This window comes from Paucibacter sp. XJ19-41, from assembly GCF_028462495.1.
Taxonomy (GTDB): domain Bacteria; phylum Pseudomonadota; class Gammaproteobacteria; order Burkholderiales; family Burkholderiaceae_C; genus Roseateles_E.
In genome coordinates this window covers 1-13,497 of sequence record NZ_JAQOWX010000053.1, presented here as the reverse complement: position 1 = coordinate 13,497, position 13,497 = coordinate 1, and the positions used below count along the sequence as shown (strand labels likewise).

At 67.5% G+C, this 13,497-nt stretch carries 16 protein-coding genes and 1 pseudogene; 5 read left to right on the top strand and 12 right to left on the bottom strand.

Translation table 11 applies throughout. The annotated features are described in order from the left end of the window. The first annotated feature begins 155 nt into the window (after positions 1-155). On the top strand, positions 156-2,879 hold the full coding sequence (locus tag PO768_RS14990) for a TonB-dependent receptor (protein WP_272646694.1): 2,724 nt from the start codon (positions 156-158) through the stop codon (positions 2,877-2,879). A 37-nt stretch (positions 2,880-2,916) separates the two neighbouring features. Here the strand turns inward: PO768_RS14990 and PO768_RS14985 are convergent, their stop codons facing one another. Together PO768_RS14985 and PO768_RS14980 are read right to left on the bottom strand one after the other, a co-directional pair. Further along, positions 2,917-3,387, bottom strand: coding sequence for a CreA family protein (locus PO768_RS14985; RefSeq protein WP_137944795.1), 471 nt, complete (start codon positions 3,385-3,387; stop codon positions 2,917-2,919). Between the two features lie 30 nt (positions 3,388-3,417). Further along, the gene (locus PO768_RS14980; protein WP_272646693.1) at positions 3,418-3,837 is read right to left on the bottom strand and encodes a VOC family protein; all 420 of its coding nucleotides are present in this window, start codon (positions 3,835-3,837) and stop codon (positions 3,418-3,420) included. Between the two features lie 201 nt (positions 3,838-4,038). On the opposite strand from PO768_RS14980, the gene PO768_RS14975 reads away from it, so the two are divergent. The 3 genes from PO768_RS14975 to PO768_RS14965 all read left to right on the top strand — a co-directional run bounded on the left by PO768_RS14975 (position 4,039) and on the right by PO768_RS14965 (position 6,242). Continuing rightward, on the top strand, positions 4,039-5,292 hold the full coding sequence (locus tag PO768_RS14975; RefSeq protein WP_272646692.1) for a PQQ-dependent sugar dehydrogenase: 1,254 nt from the start codon (positions 4,039-4,041) through the stop codon (positions 5,290-5,292). A gap of 78 nt (positions 5,293-5,370) precedes the next feature. Beyond that, entirely contained in the window at positions 5,371-5,580 is a 210-nt protein-coding gene (locus tag PO768_RS14970; RefSeq protein ID WP_262970305.1) for a hypothetical protein, read from the top strand. Continuing rightward, on the top strand, positions 5,577-6,242 hold the full coding sequence (locus PO768_RS14965) for an OmpA family protein (protein WP_137944799.1): 666 nt from the start codon (positions 5,577-5,579) through the stop codon (positions 6,240-6,242). The genes PO768_RS14970 and PO768_RS14965 overlap by 4 nt, the downstream gene beginning before the upstream one ends. Positions 6,243-6,255: 13 nt before the next feature. Here PO768_RS14965 and PO768_RS14960 read toward each other — a convergent pair whose 3' ends face one another. From PO768_RS14960 to PO768_RS14950, 3 genes are read right to left on the bottom strand one after another with little or no spacing between them, the layout of a single operon-like run. Beyond that, positions 6,256-7,095: a protein-L-isoaspartate O-methyltransferase family protein gene (locus PO768_RS14960; protein ID WP_272646691.1), complete on the bottom strand. Its 840-nt coding sequence runs from the start codon at positions 7,093-7,095 to the stop codon at positions 6,256-6,258. Beyond that, positions 7,092-8,024 (bottom strand): LysR substrate-binding domain-containing protein, encoded by a 933-nt coding sequence (locus PO768_RS14955; RefSeq protein WP_272646690.1) that lies wholly within the window; start codon positions 8,022-8,024, stop codon positions 7,092-7,094. The genes PO768_RS14960 and PO768_RS14955 overlap by 4 nt, the downstream gene beginning before the upstream one ends. A gap of 57 nt (positions 8,025-8,081) precedes the next feature. Continuing rightward, a complete protein-coding gene (locus tag PO768_RS14950) occupies positions 8,082-8,327 on the bottom strand; it encodes a hypothetical protein (RefSeq protein WP_272646689.1) in 246 nt (81 codons plus the stop codon). Here PO768_RS14950 and PO768_RS29285 point away from each other — a divergent pair. Then, positions 8,229-8,444, top strand: a complete 216-nt coding sequence (locus PO768_RS29285) for a DUF2917 domain-containing protein (RefSeq protein ID WP_442953238.1) — start codon at positions 8,229-8,231, stop codon at positions 8,442-8,444. The two genes, PO768_RS14950 and PO768_RS29285, sit on opposite strands and share 99 nt — an antisense overlap. On the opposite strand, the gene PO768_RS14945 is transcribed toward PO768_RS29285, so the two are convergent. The 7 genes and pseudogenes from PO768_RS14945 to PO768_RS14915 all read right to left on the bottom strand — a co-directional run. Further along, positions 8,413-8,736: an EthD family reductase gene (locus PO768_RS14945; protein WP_272646688.1), complete on the bottom strand. Its 324-nt coding sequence runs from the start codon at positions 8,734-8,736 to the stop codon at positions 8,413-8,415. The two genes, PO768_RS29285 and PO768_RS14945, sit on opposite strands and share 32 nt — an antisense overlap. Positions 8,737-8,856: 120 nt before the next feature. Further along, positions 8,857-9,252, bottom strand: coding sequence for a VOC family protein (locus tag PO768_RS14940; RefSeq protein WP_272646687.1), 396 nt, complete (start codon positions 9,250-9,252; stop codon positions 8,857-8,859). A gap of 31 nt (positions 9,253-9,283) precedes the next feature. Next, positions 9,284-9,778, bottom strand: coding sequence for a hypothetical protein (locus tag PO768_RS14935; RefSeq protein WP_272646686.1), 495 nt, complete (start codon positions 9,776-9,778; stop codon positions 9,284-9,286). A gap of 27 nt (positions 9,779-9,805) precedes the next feature. Beyond that, complete coding sequence (locus tag PO768_RS14930) at positions 9,806-10,339, bottom strand: GNAT family N-acetyltransferase (RefSeq protein ID WP_272646685.1); 534 nt, start codon at positions 10,337-10,339, stop codon at positions 9,806-9,808. 1 nt (position 10,340) lies between these two features. Then, positions 10,341-12,443: an elongation factor G gene (gene fusA / locus PO768_RS14925; protein ID WP_272646684.1), complete on the bottom strand. Its 2,103-nt coding sequence runs from the start codon at positions 12,441-12,443 to the stop codon at positions 10,341-10,343. A gap of 142 nt (positions 12,444-12,585) precedes the next feature. Beyond that, positions 12,586-12,930, bottom strand: coding sequence for an antibiotic biosynthesis monooxygenase family protein (locus PO768_RS14920; RefSeq protein WP_272646683.1), 345 nt, complete (start codon positions 12,928-12,930; stop codon positions 12,586-12,588). Then, positions 12,927-13,497, bottom strand: a pseudogene (locus PO768_RS14915) (hypothetical protein); the annotation flags it as partial. The gene PO768_RS14920 and the pseudogene PO768_RS14915, both read right to left, overlap by 4 nt.

Below are 13,497 nucleotides of genomic sequence, written 5' to 3'. Positions count from 1 at the left end.
GATGCTCAAGAAGCCTGAAAACTGGCTGGCGATATTGCTACCACTTCAAAACCAATTGCCGTCCGGTACGCATGCCGGCCGCTGCCGGTTTTGCAGTCAGCCTCGCAAGGCCTTGCCGCCTTCGTCCCGCCATCCAACAAGAGAACACAACACCGATGAGACACGCTACGGCCCCCCACAAACTCTCCGCCTACACACCCGCGCTGACGCCGCTGGCCCTGGCCGCCTGCCTGGCCCTGGGCACGGGCGCTGCTGCGGCGCAGCCAGCGCCGCCGGCTGCCAAGCCAACCGCGCTGGATGCGGTGGTCGTGACCGGCATCCGCGCCGCGCTCGAGCAGGCCCTGAACCAGAAGCGCCAGGCCGATGGTCTGGTCGAGGTGGTGACGGCCGAAGATGTGGGCAAGATGCCCGACAAGAACGTCGCCGATTCGATCCAGCGCCTGCCCGGCATCAATATCAGCTCGGCCGCCGGCGGCGAGGGCGGCTTCGACGAGAACGACCGCGTCAGCATCCGCGGCACCACGCCGACGCTGACCCAGACCCTGATCAACGGCCACGCCATCGGCACCGGCGACTGGTTCATCCTGAACCAGTTCGGCTCGGTGGGTCGCAGCGCCAGTTTCTCGCTGCTGCCCTCCGAGCTGGTCGGCAAGGTCACGGTGCACAAGAGTTCGCGCGCCGACCTGATCGAGGGCGGCACCGCCGGCACCGTCAATGTCGAGACCCGCAAGCCGCTGGAGTTCAAGAAGGCGCTGACCGTGTTCGCCTCGGCCCAGGCCGTGCACTCGGACAAGGCCGGCAAGACCGATCCGCAGCTGGCCGCGCTGGTGAACATCAAGAACGCGGCCGGCGATCTGGGCGCGCTGTTCCAGGTCTTCTCGCAGACCCGCCATGTGCGCCGCGACGGCCAGGAGATCCTGGGCTATGCCACCCTGGACGGCAGCGCCTGGGGCCACCAGCATGTGCTGGCCAGCAAGCCCGATCTGAAGGGCGTCAGCTACCCGACCATGATCGGCTCCAGCCTGTTCCAGCAGGAGCGCAAGCGCCAGGGCGGCGCCTTCGAGCTGCAGGGCAAGCTGGGCCGCGACCTGGTCCTGGGCCTGAACGGCTTCTACTCCAAGCTCGACGCGGCCAATTACAACGTCAACTACCTGGCCCGTCCGGACCGCCTGTTCGACGGCCGCGCGCCCGACCCGAACACACCGGGCGACACGGGCGTCAACGGCCTGGCGCCGTCCAAGTACGTGGTCAGCAACGGCCTGCTCAGCAGCGCCAGCTGGGACAAGACGGCGCTGGCGGTGGCCGAGGTCGACAGCATCTACCGCCCCGGCTCCAAGGCCGAGAGCTCCTATCTGAACCTGGACGGCAAGTATCAGTTCAGCGATGCGCTGGTCCTGACGGCACAACTGGGCCGCACCCGCGGCGTCGGCGAGACCACCGAGGAGCATGCCTATGCCGCCGACCTGGCCAACTCCGGCCTGGGCTATGGCCTGAACGGCATGAAGCCGGCCCATGTCGAGTTCCCGGGCGCCAATCCGGCCGACTTCAAGCAGACCGGTTTCAACTGGCTCTGGGGCCGCCAGAGCAAGTCGCTGGACAGCGAGAGCTATGGCCAGATCGATGCCGACTGGACGCTGGACCGCGGCGTGCTGGAGTCGGTCAAGTTCGGCGCCCGCTTTGCCTCGCATGAGCGCGATGTCAAAGTGCCCATCCAGGCGCGCCCCTCGCTGACGGGCGTCAAAGGGGCGCCGAACTGGTCGGGCGGCAAATACCCCGGCGATTTCGGCGGCGGCCTGGGCGGGCCGGTGCTGAAGGACTTGTGGCTGCTGGACCCTGCGGCCATCCGCGACTGGTCGCTGGCCAACCGCTATGCCGACCCGGTGGTGCGCCACGAATGGCCGGCCGAGTTCGAGCTCAAGGAAGACACCCGGGCCGGCTATCTGATGGCCCAGCTCTCGGGCAGCGGCTGGCGCGGCAATGTGGGCCTGCGCGTCGTCAAGACCACGCAGGAGACGCTGATCAATGTGGCCGGCGGCGCCAAGCCCATCGTGGGCTCGGCCTGGGGCAAGTACAGCCAGGTCCGCAGCGAGCGCAGCTACACCGACTACCTGCCCAGCGCCAGCCTGCGCTACGAGCTGGACCGCAATCTGCTGCTGCGCGCCTCGGCCTCGCGCACGATGACGCGGCCCGACTTCAGTGCCCTGGGCGGCTCGGTCGGTCTGAACGACGACACGCTGACGGCCTCGGGCGGCAATCCGCAGCTCAACCCGGTGCGCTCCAACAACTTCGATCTGTCGGCCGAGTGGTATTTCGCGCCGCGCTCGCTGCTGTCGGCCGGCGTCTTCTATATGGACATGGGCTCCTACGTCAGCTATGGCAGCTACAAGGCCGACTTCTTCAACGACAAGCAGGGTGTGGTGCGCAGCTACACGGTGACCGCGCCCATCAATGTGTCGGCCAAGAACAAGGGCCTGGAGCTGGCCGTGCAGGCGCCGCTGTTCGGCAACTTCGGCGGCAATGCCAACTACACCTATGCCGACGGCGAGGACAGCGCCGGCCAGGACCTGGTCGGCGCCTCCAAGCACAGCTACAACCTGGGCGCCTACTACGAAGACGCGAAATGGAATGCGCGGCTGAACTACACCTACCGCAGCTCATTCCTGGCCGGCATCGACCGCAGCTTCGCCCAGCATATGGACGCCAGCGGCACCCTGTCCGCCTCGCTGAGCTACAAGTTCAGCGATCAGCTGAGCTTCACGTTCGACGCGCTCAATCTGAACAACCCGACGCTGAAGTACTACGGCAACAACAAGAGCCAGCTGCGTTCGCTGTACAACAGCGGCCGGCAGTTCTACTTCGGCGTGCGGGCGCAGTTCTAAGCAGGGCTCAGGCGCGGTGGCGACGCCGCGCCAGCCCTCAGCGCATCGGTATCGGCGTGGCCCGGTCCACCGGCACGGCGGTGACGCTGTTCTGCGGCGAGCCCTCGATGACCCGGTCCGAGTAGGTCAGATAGACCAGGGTGTTGCGCTTGGCGTCGACCATGCGGACGATGCGCAGCTTCTTGAACACCAGCGAGATGCGCTCATTGAACACCTCCTCCTGCTGCGCCAGCGGCTTGGCAATGCTGATAGGCCCGACCTGGCGGCAGGCGATCGAGGCCTCGGCCTTGTCCTCGGCCAGGCCCAGTGCGCCCTTGATGCCGCCGGTCTTGGCGCGCGAGACATAGCAGGCAACACCTGACACCTTGGGGTCGTCATAGGCATCGACGACGATCTTGTGATCCGGCCCGAGGAACTTGAACACCGTGTCCACCTCGCCCACCGGCTCGGCCTGCACGCAGGCGGCCAGCGCCGCCAGTCCCAGCAGGGACAGCCATACTTTTTTCATCTCGGAAGCTCCTTGTTGTCAAGACGTTCTTCAGTGGGCAAGACCTGGCCCCTTGAGTTCGATCTGGTTGCCGTCCGGGTCGGCCAGATAGAGCGAGGGGCCGTCGCCCTCGGCGCCGAAGTTGATCTGGGCCGCGGCGCTGCGCGGCAAACCGTGGGCGAGCAGGTGCTCGATGATGGCCGTCTCGTCGAAGGGCTCGATGCGCAGGCAGACATGGTCCATATTGCGGCCTTGCTCGCCGGCGGCGGTGCCGCCCTTGCGACCGAGCGGGCCGTCGACCGAGATCAGGTCGATCAGCGAGCTGCCGGCACGCAGATGCACCAGGCCCAGATCGTCCCGCCGCCTGAGCACCTCGCAGGCCAGCAGCTCGGCATAGAAGCGGATCGAGCGTTCCAGATCCTGGACACGCAGCACGATATGGTCGATGCGTTGCACTAAAAACGGCGGCACGGGGGCTCCCTTGATGGTGGGCGATGGCGCCATTGTGGACGAGGCCCGCCCCCGGCTAAGGGACCGATCGCACGGCACTCGCTTACAAACCGTCACGGTCTGCGCCTACAAGGAACCCGGGCTGCCGCGCTAAATTCGGCAGGCGGCCATCTGCCGCACCGGGTCGACGCGCCCTGGCAGCGTCCCGCAAGGAGCTTGGTCATGGCCGTCAGCTTTTCTGGCAAGTGGATGATGGTGCGGGCCTTGCTGCCCGGTCTGTTGTGGCTGGCGACCGGTGCCGCGCAGGCGCTGGGCGGCCAGGTCGTGGTCGCCAGCGGGCTGAATCAGCCCCTGCTGCTGAGCGCGCCCGGCGGCGATGCGCGTCTGTTCGTCGTCGAGAAGGGCGGGCTGATCCGCACGATCTCGGGCGGCGTGCTGCAGGCCACGCCCTTTCTCGACCTGTCGAGCCAGGTGGCGACCGGCGGTGAGCGCGGCTTGCTGGGGCTGGCCTTCGATCCCGGTTTTGCCGACAACGGTCGCTTCTATGTGAACTATGTGGACAAGACCACGCTCAACACCGTGGTGGCGCGCTACCAGGTGGCCGGAGGCGTCGTCGACGCGGGCCTGACCCAGCCCATTCTGAGCATCGCCCAGCCCGGCTTTGACAACCACAAGGGCGGCTGGATGGGTTTTCGCCCCGGCGATGAGAAGAACCTCTATATCGCCACCGGTGACGGCGGCAGCGGCAACGACCCCGGCAACAACGCGCAGAATCCGCAAAGCCTGCTCGGCAAGATGCTGCGCATCGATGTCAGCGGCAATACGGCCGGTTATGCGATCTCGGGCGACAACCCCTTCGCCGGCCGCAGCGATGTGGCCCCCGAGATCTGGGCCCTGGGCCTGCGCAACCCGTTTCGCAACAGCTTTGATCGCCAGACCGGCGACTTCTGGATCGCCGATGTGGGCCAGGGCCAGCGCGAGGAGATCAACTTCGAGGCCAGCGGCGATGCCGGCGGCCACAACTATGGCTGGCGTCTGCGCGAGGGCACGATCGCGACCCCCGGTGTCGGCGGCAACGCGCCCGGGCTGACCGAGCCGGTGTTCGACTACGGGCATCTGGGCAGCCCCGGCGGCCTGGGCAACTCGATCACCGGCGGCTATGTCTACCGCGGCCCCAGCATTGCCGATGCCGACGGCCGCTACTTCTTCGGCGACTTCATCAGCAACCGCATCTTCTCCTTTGCGATCGGTGCGGGCGGGGCGCCCAGCGATCTGCGCGACGACACCGAGGCCTTCATCGGCGGCAGCGGCCTGAGCGGGCTGGCCTCCTTCGGCGAGGACGGCAACGGCGGGCTCTATGCAGTGGGCATCAACGGCGTGGTGGTGCGTCTGGTGCCCGAACCGGCGTCCTATGCGATGCTGCTGCTGGGCCTGGCCGGCCTGGTCTGGCTGCGCCGGCGCGGCGGGCCTGTATGAATTTGCAAATGGGTTCCTGTCCTACAGCCGCGCCCAGGGGCGAGCGCGATACTGGCCGCCATCGAATGGAGTTTTGTGATGGAGTTTGACGAGAGCTTGATGGAGCGATATCGACGGCTGCAGCAAGACCTGGCACGCGCCTACCGCGAGCTGCCATGGCAGAGCAGCCAGATCGACCGCATCGCCGACGAACTGCAGGCCACCGAGCAGGCCCTGGCGCAGCAGGTCTGCGCCCCCTTGCCGCCCCCCGATACCCATAAATTCAACGCCTGGAGCCATTGCCCATGAAGCCCATCCTTCGTCCCTCGTTCCGCCGCCCCGCTTTGATGGCGGCCACGCTGTCTATCGCCTTGCTGGCCGCCGGCTGCGCCTCGATGAGCGAGCGTGAGCAGGGCACGGCCAAGGGCGCTGCGGTCGGCGCCGTGGCCGGCGCCATCCTGGGCTCGGCCACCGGCGGCAAGGCCGGGCAGAGCGCGGTGATCGGCGGCGCCATCGGTGCGGTGGCCGGCAACCTCTGGTCCAAGCATCTGGAAGACAAGCGCAAGGCCCTGGCCACGGCCAGTGCCGGCACCGGCATCGAGGTCGACCGCACGGCCGACAACCAGCTCAAGCTGAACGTGCCCAGCGACTTCTCCTTCGATGTCGGTCGCGCCGACATCAAGCCGCAGATGCGCCCGGTGCTCGACGAGATCGGCCGCAACCTCGACCCCAAGGTGCGGGTGACCGTGGTCGGCCATACCGACAGCACCGGCAGCGACGCGATCAACGAGCCCCTGGCCATGGACCGTGCCGAATCGGTGCGCGACTACCTCGCCAACCGTGGCGTCAGCCGCAGCCGCATGGCGGTCGAAGGCCGGGGCGCGCGCGAGCCGGTCGCCAGCAATGCCAACGACGCCGGTCGCGCGCAGAACCGCCGCGTCGAGATCTTCCTGGCCGAGCCGGCGAGCTGAGGGGCGACGGGCCTCAGTGCTGGGGCTCGGCTGTCGAGAGCCACCAGCCCGGCCCGGCGCACCAGACGCTGGCGTCGGGGCTGCTGTCGCGATGCAGCGAGCGCACCGCGCCCAGCGACTGCCGCTCCAGCGCCGCTGCCAGCGACTGCGAGGCGGCCAGGTCGCGCGCGCCGATGCAGGGAATGAAGGCGACGCGCATCAGGGCCGTGGCCGCATAGCTGCGCTCGCCCAGCCGGGTGATGCGCAGCATGCAACCCATGCCCGTATCGGGCGTCAGCGGGAAGATCAAGCGCCCACCGATCTTGAGCGCGTCCAGCCAGGCGGCGGGCGGATGGGTGGCGCCGGCATTCACATAGATCACATCACAGGCCGGCAGCGGCCCGGCGCTGGCCGAGGCCGCCATGACCTCGACCCGCTCGCCCGCCCAGGCGAGGTTCTGCCGCGCCCGCGCGGCCAGATCGGCTTCGATCTCATAGGCCAGCACTCGACCGTCCGGGCCGACCAGATGCGCCAGCACGGCCGTGTAATAGCCGCTGCCGGCGCCGATATGGACCACGGTCTCGCCGGCCGCCGGTGCCACCGCCGCCAGGCAGCGGGCATGCAGCGTCGGCTGGCCGTTGTTGATGCCGCGCTCCGGGGCCAGGCCAATCAGCACATCCTGGTAGAGCAGGCCCGGATCATCGGAGATCGTCGGCAGATAGCCGGAGCCGATGAACACCGGCCACGGCCCCGGCCCGACATAGTCCTCCCTGGGCACCGCCTCGAAGGCCGCGACCAGGCGCTCATCGCTGGCGCCGGCGCTCGCGACGATGAAGCGGGCGTAGAAGCGGCGATGGGCGGTCAGCGTGCTCATGGCGCAAGGGCTCCGGTCGGCGGTGGCGGCGATGGTAGCTCGGTCCTGTGACCGAGTTCGCTCCCCAGCCAGGCGACGAAATCATGGGAAAGACCAGACTCTTCGGTCTTGTGATCTCGCGCGATGCTGGCGTGCCAGGCGCCTGTCTCGAGCGCAGTGCCAGGAAACGGCGCCAGCAGACGTCCGTCGGCCAGATGGCGGGCGACCAAGGGCAGGCGACCGATGGCGACGCCGGCACCGTTCAGCGCGGCCTGGACGACGTGCTCGTAGTGGTTGAAGCCGAGCGTTGCGCGTGGCCTCAGCGGGCCGAGGCCGTTCGCGGCAAGCCATCTGAACCAGTCGATCTTGCTGCGTCCGTCGACCAAGGTTTCATAGCGCAGCAGGCAGTGGTTCTTCAGGTCGCCGGGATAGAGCAGGGGCGCCGCTGCGGGCCCGCTCAGCAAGCTCGGGGCGCACACGGGCAGCACCGCGTCCGTGGCCAGTCGTACGGCGTTGACCGGCGCGGCACCCGGGCGATAGTGACGGATCAGCACATGCGGGTGCTGCTGCTCCAGCTCCGAAGGCTCATCCGAGGCCACGATGTGAAAGCTGCAGCGCGGGTGTCGGGCCGTAAACCGATGCAGGGCCGGTGCCAGGACCAGGGCCGCGAACGGCGCGGCAACGCCGATTCTTAAGGTCTCGGCGTCGGCCTGATCCGCCAGCTGCGCCAGTGCCTCGTCCACCAGCCCATGGGCTTGGCTGACCGTCGTCAGCAGCCGCTGACCTGCCTCGGTCAAGCGCAGGCCCCGGTTGACTCGCAGAAACAGCGGCATGCCGCATTGCGTCTCGAGCAGCTGAATCTGCCGGCTCACGGCCGACTGGGTCAGGCAGAGTTCCTGGCCTGCGCGGGTAAAACTCAGATGACGGGCTGCCGCCTCGAAGCTGCGCAAGAGATCCAGCGAGACGCGTGGGGGTCTTTTCATACACATGCGCGCCCGTCATGTGGATCATTCAGAACCACCGTTTGTGGCCGCAGCGCGGTCCTCGCAGACTGGGCTCCAAGGCTGCGACAAGACGTGGCAAGGGAGGCGGAAGTGCAGTTGACGGGCATGGGGCACATTCTTGTGCATTTGCGGCGGCGCGAGTTGCTTTGTGTGCTGGTCGAGCGCGAGTTGATCCTGCGCTGCGTCGACGGCGCGCTGTGGGTCACCCAGCACAATGAAGGCCTCGACCTGCTGGTAGAGGCCGGACAAGGGCTGATCTTGCGCAGATCGGGCCTCGCGGTCGTGCAAGCACTCCAGACCGGATGCGCGGGGCTGTGGGCGCCCCATCCCCGCCTCAGTCCAGCGGATGACTGTCGACCTCGCTGAGATGCAACTCGGGCCTGATGTCGGTGTAGTTCGGCAGATCGGCCAGCAGGGCGGCGCCGGCCTGTTGCAGGGCGGCCTGGGCGGCGGCCAGCGTGGCGAAGCAGGCGTTGGAGGTGGCGATGATCTGGCCCGGTGCCGGCGTGTGGGCGGACAGGGTGCTATCGCTCTCCAGCCGCTGCAAGCCCAGCGGCCGCAGCAGTGCGCGGGTGAGTCGCATATGTTCGGCCCGGTAGTAGGCGTGATCGAAACGCGCGCCCTCGAACCATCGGTAGTTGCCGCTGATCTTGACCATCGGTGCAGTCCTCGCTGTTGTGTCATGGCCGGCTTGTCGAGACCGGCCGGCGCCGAGGCTAGCAGCCGTTGCTGCGAGCGCCTGGCGCCCAGGTGACAGCGCAGGCCAGCGAAACCGGACTCAGGCCGGGTGCTGGCGCAGCTGCAGCACATTGCCCTCCGGGTCGAGGCCATCGCAGACGCGGGCGCCGCGAATCAGCCAGCCCTGCTCATCCGCGACGATGTCGCCACCCAGGCGCTGGGCGGTTTCCCGGGCGGCTTGCAGGCTCGCGACATTGAAGAACAGCTTGATCGGCGTCTCGCTGCGCCGCTCGGGCGGCGTCGTGATCACGATGCCGGCCGCGATGCGGGCCGGAATGGCATGTATCACCAGCTCGAAGCCTGGCCCTCCGAGCAGCACATGGTCGGCCGCCCCCTGCTGCCGGCTCAGCCCGATCACCTGCTCGTAGAACTGCGCCAGACGCTGCAGGTCTTTGGCGAAGATCACGGCGCCGAAGTGGGCTTGGGGTTCGGGCATGGGCGGGCTCCTGAGCGATGGACGCGGACAGTCACTGATCGTCCGAGTGCAGGCGGCGCAGGCACAGGACGGCAATGCCCAGCACGGCCAGCCCCAGACACAGCAGATGCAGCTCGGCCAGGCTGAGCAGACCCAGCAGGGCGTTGGCATCGCTGAAGGGCGCGAGCGGCCGCATATCGGCATGCATGATGCTGTCGAAAACGATATGAGAGAAAGCGCCCAGCGCGGCGCCGATGGCAACTGCCCGGGGTGTCAGGTCTTGCCAGCGTAGCGGGTTCGGCAGCCAGAACCGCGCGGCGATCCCGCGCAGCGCCAGGAAGAGGGCGAGCGTCGCGCCGACCATCAAGGCGGCGCCGACATAGCTGTGCAGAAAGGCATGGACCGGATGGCGGTGCTGGATCAGATTGACCAGTGACTCGACATCGATCAAGACATTGGCTGCGCAGAAGGCCAGAAAGCTAATGCGGCGCGGCGCGGCGGCATGCAGGGCGGCGCCGAGGCCGAAATGAAAGGGGGTGATGGGCATGTCAGTGCTGGAGCCGGGCGGCAGTGTTCATCGCGGCTTGGTACTCCGCTCCCTGACCATGTACAGCGCCGGCCCGTCCGGCGTTGTGACAATCTCGACCGCGCGAAACCCGGCCTTTTCGTAGCAGCGGATCGCGCGATGATTGCCCGGGTCGGGATCGGTCTGGATCAGGGTCACCGCCGGGTCGCGGAACAGCAGCTCGACCAGGGCCTCGACCATCTGCGTGCCCAGCCCCTGGCCGAGATCCTCGCCGTGTGCAAGGAACTGGTCGATGCCGCGCACGCCGGGGTCGGTCACGAAGTCCCACCATCCGTCGCCGCTGCCCATCGCGAGATAGGACTGGGCGAAACCGATGGCGCGCCCACCCCGCATCGCGATATAGGGCGTGACCTGATCGGCGGCCATCACCGCAGGCGAATAGCCGGCCTGGGTCTCGGCCAGCGTGAACCCCGCGTCACCCCACCATGGGGCCAAATGCGGGGCTTGCAGCCAGCGGTGGATCAGCGGGACGTCGTGCTCCGTCATCGGACGAAGCACGACGCCTTGAGGCGCCTCCCCCAACTTACTTGCCCCGCGCCGTGATGATGGCGTCGGCGACGTTCTTCGGCGCCTCGCTGTAGTGCTTGAACTCCATCGTGTAGGTGGCACGGCCCTGGGTGGCGGAACGCAGGGTGGTCGAGTAGCCGAACATCTCGGACAGCGGCACCTCGGCCTTGATGAGCTTGCCGCCGCCGACCATATCGTCCATGCCCTGCACCATGCCGCGACGGCTGGACAGATCGCCCATCACCGTGCCGGCATAGTCCTCGGGCGTCTCAACCTCGACCGCCATCATCGGCTCCAGTATCACCGGGCTGGCCTTGCGGCAGGCCTCCTTGAAGCCCATGCTGGCGGCCATCTTGAAGGCGTTCTCGTTCGAGTCGACCTCGTGGTAGGAGCCGAAGGTCAGCGTGACCTTGACATCCACCACCGGATAGCCGGCCAGCACGCCGTTGGGCAAGGTGTCGCGCACCCCCTTCTCGACCGCCGGGATGAACTCGCGCGGCACGACGCCGCCCTTGATCGCATCGACGAACTCGAAGCCCTTGCCCGGTTCCTGCGGCTCGACGCTCAGCACGACGTGGCCGTACTGGCCCTTGCCGCCCGACTGGCGCACGAACTTGCCCTCGACATCGCTGACCGATTTGCGGATCGTCTCGCGGTAGGCCACTTGCGGTTTTCCGACATTGGCTTCCACGCCGAACTCACGCTTCATGCGGTCGACGATGATTTCCAGGTGCAGCTCGCCCATGCCCGAGATGATGGTCTGGCCCGACTCTTCATCGGTGCGCAGACGGAAGGACGGATCTTCCTTGGCCAGACGGCCCAGGGCGATACCCATCTTTTCCTGGTCGGCCTTGGTCTTGGGCTCGACGGCCTGCGAGATCACCGGCTCCGGGAACACCATCTTCTCCAGCGTGATGATGGCCTCGGGGTCGCACAGCGTCTCGCCGGTGGTCACATCCTTCAGGCCCACGCAGGCGGCGATGTCGCCGGCCAGGATCTCCGAGATTTCCTCGCGCTGGTTGGCGTGCATCTGCAGGATGCGGCCGATGCGTTCCTTCTTGCCGCGCACGGGGTTGTAGACCGAGTCGCCCGACTTCAGCACGCCCGAATAGACGCGCACGAAAGTCAGCTGGCCGACATAGGGGTCGGTCATCAGCTTGAAGGCCAGGGCCGAGAACTTGGCATCGTCGGAGGCATCGCGCGTCGTCGGCTTGTCGTCCTCATCGGTGCCTGGGACCGGCGGCACATCGATGGGCGAGGGCATCAGCTCGATGACGGCATCCAGCATGCGCTGCACGCCCTTGTTCTTGAAGGCCGAGCCGCACAGCATGGGCTGGATCTCGCCGGCGATGGTGCGCTTGCGCAGGCCCAGCTTGATGTCGTCCTCGCTGAGCTCGCCGGCCTCCAGGTATTTGTTCATCAAGGCCTCATCGGCCTCGGCCGCAGACTCCACCATCTTCTCGCGCCAGGTCTTGCAGGTCGCGAGCAGCTCGGCCGGGATCTCCTCATAAGTGAACTTCATGCCCTGCGAGGCCTCGTCCCAGAGGATGGCCTTCATCTTCAGCAGGTCGACGACGCCACGGAAATGGTCCTCGGCGCCGATGGGCACGACGATGGGCACCGGATTGGCCTTCAGCCGGTCCACCATCATCTGGCGCACGCGGAAGAAGTCCGCCCCGACGCGGTCCATCTTGTTGACAAAGGCAAGACGTGGCACCTTGTACTTATTGGCCTGGCGCCAGACGGTCTCGCTCTGCGGCTGCACGCCGCCGACCGAGTCGTAAACCATCACCGCGCCGTCCAGCACCCGCATCGAGCGCTCCACTTCGATCGTGAAGTCGACGTGGCCGGGGGTGTCGATGATGTTGATGCGGTGCTCGGGCAGCGAGAGGTCCATGCCCTTCCAGAAGCAGGTGGTGGCCGCCGAGGTGATCGTGATGCCGCGCTCCTGCTCCTGCTCCATCCAGTCCATCGTGGCCGCGCCATCGTGCACCTCACCGATCTTGTGATTCACACCGGTATAGAACAGGATGCGCTCGGTGGTGGTGGTCTTGCCAGCGTCGATATGGGCGGAGATGCCGATATTGCGATAGCGCTCGATGGGGGTCTTGCGGGACATGATGTCACTCCAGTGAGGGGATGAAGCGGAGCTTGGGTGGGCCAGCATAAGGCCGTGCCCCAAGTTCAGCTACCGTCAGGGCTTCTGACTGCCCTCATCTATGGGGTGATGGGCCGAAGTTCAAGTCTCGCCTGGGCGCTCCTCAGCCATGGCGGCTGCGGCTGTCGGCCGGCGCCTGCTCGCGCTGGTGCAGGCCGTAGTCGCGCAGCACCGCCGCCACCCGCAGCCGGTAGTCGGCAAACACCCCGGCGCGGCCCTCGCTCTGGGCCGCCCGGTGCGCTTCCAGCCGGCGCCAACCCTGCACGGCTTCCTCGTCGCGCCAGAACGACAGCGACAGCAGCTTGCCCGGATCGCTGAGGCTCTGGAAACGCTCGATGCTGATGAAACCGTCCATCTGCTCGAGCACGGGCTTCAGCTCGGCGGCCAGGTCCTGATAGCGCTGCCGACCCTCGGGCCGGGGTTGGACTTCGAAAATGATGGCGATCATGGCGTGGCGGTTTCCTGTGGGTCGTTGAAGGAGGGGATGTGGGCATTGGCCAGGGTCAGGCCTTGCGCGGGTGTCGGCCAGCGCCTGCCGTCCTGGTGTTCCAGCAGCAGCTCCAGCGCGGCGGCGGCCGTCTCCAGGGCCAGGTCTTGCCCAGGGCAGCGGTGGGCGCCGGTGCCAAAGCCCAGATCGTCGGCTTCGGCGCTATTGCCGGCCAGATTCAGCAGCAGGGCGTCGCCCGGCTGCAGCTGTACCGTGCCGATCTCCAGCGCCTGCAGGGCGAAGCGCCGGGTGTTGCGCACGCCACCGCCCTCGCGCAGCAGGGTCGGCAGCCAGGCCCGCATCCGGCCGGGCCGGCGCAGCGCCGGCTCGGCGGCCAGCCGCGCCAGCGCATTGCCCAGCAGGGCGGCGCCGGCCTCATGGCTCTGCCACAGCAGGGCCAGGCGATTGGCCTCGAAATCAGCGCCACCGCCCGGCCATTGCTGCGCCGGCGCCAGCCGGTTCAGGCAGGCCTGCAGCGGGGCCGCCGCAGCAGCGGGGGCGGCCAGGGCCTGCAGCAGGGCCGCGCAG